Below are 4,812 nucleotides of genomic sequence, written 5' to 3' on the forward strand. Positions count from 1 at the left end.
AGAGAACAGCATTAGAGCGAACGTCAAACGCCTTGCCATACCCAGGAAGCACAAGAAATGGCTCAACTTCCCCAAGGGGTGAATAATGACTCCATGTTCCGTACTTCAGCAACGCTGGCGTATGGTAAATCTCTACATCTACTTCCCCATCAATGTTCTCTGCACTTTCTTTTGCGTAGCCATCGACACGCGAAAAAATGCCCGGGCATTCGGCCGAGAACTTTTTCATGGTTTTATCAAGCAGTGACGCAGTTAGCGGCACTCCTGCGGCAACAGAAAATCCAGCTCCAAGGATGAAGACGCGATTCTTCTTCACGTACTGTTCGTAATAGTTGCGGTCTAACTCTTCTTCCGCCAAAAGTTTGCTCATTCTCGTTTCTCGAAATCTAACAAACTGTTAGATAATTTTTCCACCATCGCGGATTCAAAACATACTATCAATCATTTGCAAATCAAACCCGGAATTTTTCGTAAGCGATCCCCAAAAGCAAGTGGTTTCAATTTGATTCAAAATCCCCCCTCACCCCTCTTTGACCCGAAAGGGTCCCCTTGGGACAAAGGGGGGAATGGGGGGATTTTAGTGATGATATTTTTCCCCGCGAAGGATCGTATAGGCGCGGTACAACTGCTCAAGAAGGATGACCCTAGCCAACTCGTGCGGGAAAGTCAACGCGGAGAGGGAAAGGATGCGATTGGCCCTTTGGCGAACGGGGTCATCGAGACCGTAGGCTCCGCCGATGACAAAAACGATGTTTCGAACCGACCGGTTGGTCAGCGCTTGCAATTCGCGGGCCAATCCCTCGGAGGTGACCGTCTCTCCTTCCCTGTCCAGCACGACAAGATAATCGGAATCCGCCACGGCGGACAAAAGACTTTGCGCCTCTTCCTTTCTCCTTTGACCGGGGTCGGCGGCGGGAGAATCTTTGACGCATCGGATCGAGATGCGGACGTAATGGGAAAGACGCTCCTGATATTTCTCTTCCAGTTCCCGCGAGGCCTTGTCTTTAACCTTTCCGACGGCGAGGATGTTTAGGGGAGGCATCTGTTTTCTTCCGGTTGAGATTTACCCGTTTGGCGTCGTGCCACAAATTTTCGAGCTGATAAAAATCACGGGCCTCTTCGAGAAATGTGTGACAGACCACATCGCCGTAATCCAGGAGCACCCAAGTCCCCTGCTGGTAGCCCTCGGTGCCGCGGCAGTGCCGGTTGAGTTTCTTTTTTACCGCCTCTTCGACGTTGTCGGCAATCGCCTGAACCTGCCGACAGCTTGCACCGCTACAGATGAGCAGGTAATCAGCGTAAGCGGCCTTTTTGCGCAAATCGAGGACGACGGGATCGATTGCCTTCGTGTCCTCCACCGCATCGTGGATAACGCGCGCGAGGTCTAAAATGGTATTCTTTATTTTTGAACTTTGAGTTTTGACATTTGACATTTCAGTTCCTGATCTGTCCCTCTCCATGCACCACGAATTTCGTTGTTGTCAGCTCGGCCAACCCCATCGGTCCGAAGGCGTGGATCTTGGTGGTCGAGATGCCGATCTCCGCTCCCAGCCCCAGCTGGTTTCCATCGTTAAAACGGGTGGAGGCGTTCACCATCACGCACGATGAGTCGAGACTCTTCACAAATTTTTCGGCATTCGTCTGATTTTTGGTGACAATTGCCTCGGTGTGGTTCGATCCGTAGCGGCGAATGAGGTCAATCGCCTCATCGATATGGCTTACGATACCGACCGAGAGAATAAGATCGAGATATTCCGTCGTCCAGTCGTGCGCCGTCGCCTTTTTCATTCCTTTGACGATCGCAGACGCTTTCTTGTCGCCGCGAAGTTCGACTCCATTTCTTTTGAGATGATCCGCCAGACACGGGAGAAACGATCCGGCGATTTTTTCGTGGACAAAGACATTCTCCACCGCATTGCAGACGCCGGGGCGGGAGACCTTGGCGTTTTCGACAATCGATAAGGCCATATCCCAATCAGCCGATTCGTCCACAAAGATACTGCAAACCCCCTTGTCATGGCGCACCACCGGAATCCGGGTATGTTCCGCCACAAATTTCATCAACCCCTCACCGCCACGGGGAATGATGAGATCAATCAGGCCGTCGAGCTTGAGCAGTGTCTTCAGAAGGGTTCGATCGGGAGAAGGGACAACGGTTACCACCTCCGGCGGAATCCCCTTTTTCTTTAAAACATCCTGAAGAATTTTTCCAAGCGCCCGGTTGGAATGGATCGCCTCCGACCCGCCGCGAAGGAGAACAGCGTTTCCCGATTTGAAACAGAGCCCTGCGGCATCCACCGTGACATTCGGACGCGACTCATAAATCACGCCGATGACGCCAAGCGGAATCCGGACCCGCGCGACCTTAAGCCCGTTGGGGCGGACCCATTGCGATACCGTCTCTCCCACCGGATCGGTCAGCCCCGCCACTTCTTCCAAGCCTTGCGCCATCTCGTCGATTCTTTTTTCGTTTAAAAGAAGGCGGTCGATGAGATGTTTTTTAAGCCCCCCTGTTTCGGCTGTATGGATGTCTTTTGCATTCTCCCTGATTATTTCGGACGCCCGGGAGCGCAGTTCGTCCGCCATCGCCTTGAGCGCCTCATTCTTGACGGAGGTGTCGAGGGTCAAGAGGGAGGCCGCCCCTTTTTTACATTTTTCGCCTAATTTTATTAACGAGGTCGCGTTCATAAAATCACCAGATCATCCCGGTTGACCACCTCATCATAATATTTATAGCCGAGAATTTTTTCGATCGCCGTACTTTTTTGTCCCCTGATTTTTTCGATATCGCGCGAATGATAGCCGGCCAGACCCCGCGCCAGCGGCTTGCCGGCCTGATTTAATATTTCCACCGCATCGCCAACATCAAAATCCCCCTCGACCTCCAAGATGCCGGAGGGGAGGAGACTCTTCTTTTTTTGCGTCAATGCCGCCGCCGCCCCTTCGTCGATGACGATCTTTCCCACCGCCTTAAGCGTGTAGCCGATCCAGTATTTCCGGCTCGAGAGTGTCTCGGCGCGCGGCAGAAACAGAGTCCCTACATCGTCGCCCACCATCACTTTCGAGATGATTTTAGGATCCTCCCCTCCCACAACCCACGTCGGCACACCGTAAAAGGCGGCCTGATAGGCCGCCTTCAGCTTTGTGGTCATCCCGCCGGTGCTTTTTTCACTCCGCGTATCGTCGGCAAACTTGAATGTCTCCTCATCGACATTCTCCACCAGGCCGATCCGCCGGGCCTCTTTAAACTTGCGGGGATCTTTGTCGTAAAAACCGTCGATGTCGGTCAAAATCAGGAGCAGATCGGCATCCACCAGATGGGAAACCAGCGCCGAGAGTTGGTCGTTGTCCCCCACCTGGATCTCCTCCACCGCCACCGAGTCGTTTTCATTCACCACCGGCACCGCCTTCGACCGAAAAAGCTCCGCAAAGGCATGCTTGGCGGTCAAAAAACGGTGACGGTCTTTCAGATCGTCGCGTGTCAACAAAATTTGGGCCACATGGAGGCCCGCCTTTTGAAAGGCATTGGAATAATGGCGAACCAGGACCGGTTGACCGATCGCCGCAACGGCCTGCTTTTGGGGAATTTCGTGCGGCCTTTTTTTTAATTTCAAAACCCCCATCCCGCAGGCAATGGCCCCGGAGGAGACAATAACCACTTCAATTCCTCCCTTGCGCACAGAGGCCACCTGCCGGGCAATCCCCTGAATCAGCGCTATTCTGACCCCTTTGTCATTGGTCAGCACACTGCCGCCGATTTTTATCACCAGGCGCCTGGTGTGTTTGACGATGCGTTGACGGTCGTTCATTGCCTTAAACTCTTTGCCAAATGCTCCAGCAACTCCCCTACCCCCTCGCGGGTCACCGCCGAAATCACAAAAATCGGATATTTCTTCTTTTTGAAAATTCGCGCGATATCATATGAATCTTCTTCCCCTTTGAGCAAGTCGGATTTTGTGAGGCAGACGACCTGTTTTCGTTTCCTGAAAGAAGGATCGTAGTTCTCCATCTCTTTCGTCACGACGCAAAAGCGTTCCCACGGCGTTTCTCGCTCATCAGGCCCCAGGCTCACCAGATGACAGATAATTTTTGTCCGCTCGATGTGCCTTAAAAATTTATCGCCCAATCCCGTCCCTTTGTGGGCCCCTTCAATGAGCCCCGGAATATCGGCCACCGTAAATGGAGGATAGGACCGATAGATCGCCACGCCAAGATTCGGCGCAAGGGTGGTAAAGGGATAGTCGGCAATCTTCGGCCGCGCCTTCGAGATCACCGAGAGGAGGGTTGACTTGCCCGCATTGGGCAGGCCTACAAGACCCACATCAGCCAAAAGTTTAAGCTCCAGACGAAGTGCCCGTTCCTCCCCTTTCTCCCCCGGCTGGGCAAACCGCGGCGCCTGCCGGGTGGCCGACTTGAAAAAGGCGTTTCCCCGACCCCCTCTGCCGCCGCGTGCCGCGACACATGTTTGGTTTTGTTTGTCGAGATCGGCCAGCAATTCATCTGTTTCTTCGTCATGGATCAGCGTCCCGACGGGAACCTTCAGCACAATATCCGAACCGTCCTTTCCATCCTGTTGCGAGCCCCGCCCATGTTCCCCCCGTTTTGCCTTCAGGTGTTTCTTGAATTTGAAATCATAGAGGGTGGTCAGACTCGCATCGGCCTGAAAAATGACATGCCCCCCGCGCCCCCCGTCCCCGCCGTTCGGGCCGCCGCGCGGGATATACTTCTCGCGCCGGAACGAGACACAGCCGTTGCCGCCGTCCCCGGCCTTCACAAAAATCTTGGCTTCATCGATGAATTTCAAGGTTTACT

At 53.5% G+C, this 4,812-nt stretch carries 6 protein-coding genes; all 6 read right to left on the minus strand.

Features of this window, described 5'->3' with window-relative positions:
• A partial coding sequence (locus tag HYU99_08095) for a hypothetical protein (GenBank protein ID MBI2340307.1) occupies window positions 1-370 on the minus strand: 370 nt, incomplete at its 3' end.
• A 207-nt stretch (window positions 371-577) separates the two neighbouring features.
• Window positions 578-1,042, minus strand: a complete 465-nt coding sequence (locus HYU99_08100; protein MBI2340308.1) for a 23S rRNA (pseudouridine(1915)-N(3))-methyltransferase RlmH — start codon at window positions 1,040-1,042, stop codon at window positions 578-580.
• On the minus strand, window positions 1,005-1,433 hold the full coding sequence (gene rsfS, locus HYU99_08105) for a ribosome silencing factor (GenBank protein MBI2340309.1): 429 nt from the start codon (window positions 1,431-1,433) through the stop codon (window positions 1,005-1,007). Before rsfS ends, HYU99_08100 begins: the two co-directional genes overlap by 38 nt.
• Window position 1,434: 1 nt before the next feature.
• Complete coding sequence (locus HYU99_08110; GenBank protein ID MBI2340310.1) at window positions 1,435-2,688, minus strand: glutamate-5-semialdehyde dehydrogenase; 1,254 nt, start codon at window positions 2,686-2,688, stop codon at window positions 1,435-1,437.
• Window positions 2,685-3,809 (minus strand): glutamate 5-kinase, encoded by a 1,125-nt coding sequence (gene proB, locus HYU99_08115; GenBank protein MBI2340311.1) that lies wholly within the window; start codon window positions 3,807-3,809, stop codon window positions 2,685-2,687. Before proB ends, HYU99_08110 begins: the two co-directional genes overlap by 4 nt.
• Window positions 3,806-4,804 carry a GTPase ObgE gene (obgE, locus tag HYU99_08120; protein ID MBI2340312.1) on the minus strand — a complete coding sequence of 333 codons (999 nt, stop codon included), beginning with the start codon at window positions 4,802-4,804 and terminating at the stop codon, window positions 3,806-3,808. Before obgE ends, proB begins: the two co-directional genes overlap by 4 nt.
• Window positions 4,805-4,812 lie beyond the last annotated feature (8 nt).

Source organism: Deltaproteobacteria bacterium, assembly GCA_016183175.1.
In the GTDB taxonomy this organism is placed as follows: Bacteria; UBA10199; UBA10199; order UBA10199; family SBBF01; genus JACPFC01.

Excerpts from the sequence above, each read along its gene's own strand:
- HYU99_08100 (MBI2340308.1), bottom strand. The coding sequence starts at position 1,042 with ATGCCTCCCCTAAACATCCTCGCCGTCGGAAAGGTTAAAGACAAGGCC.
- proB (MBI2340311.1), bottom strand. The coding sequence starts at position 3,809 with ATGAACGACCGTCAACGCATCGTCAAACACACCAGGCGCCTGGTGATA.
- HYU99_08110 (MBI2340310.1), bottom strand. The coding sequence starts at position 2,688 with ATGAACGCGACCTCGTTAATAAAATTAGGCGAAAAATGTAAAAAAGGG.
- rsfS (MBI2340309.1), bottom strand. The coding sequence starts at position 1,433 with ATGTCAAATGTCAAAACTCAAAGTTCAAAAATAAAGAATACCATTTTA.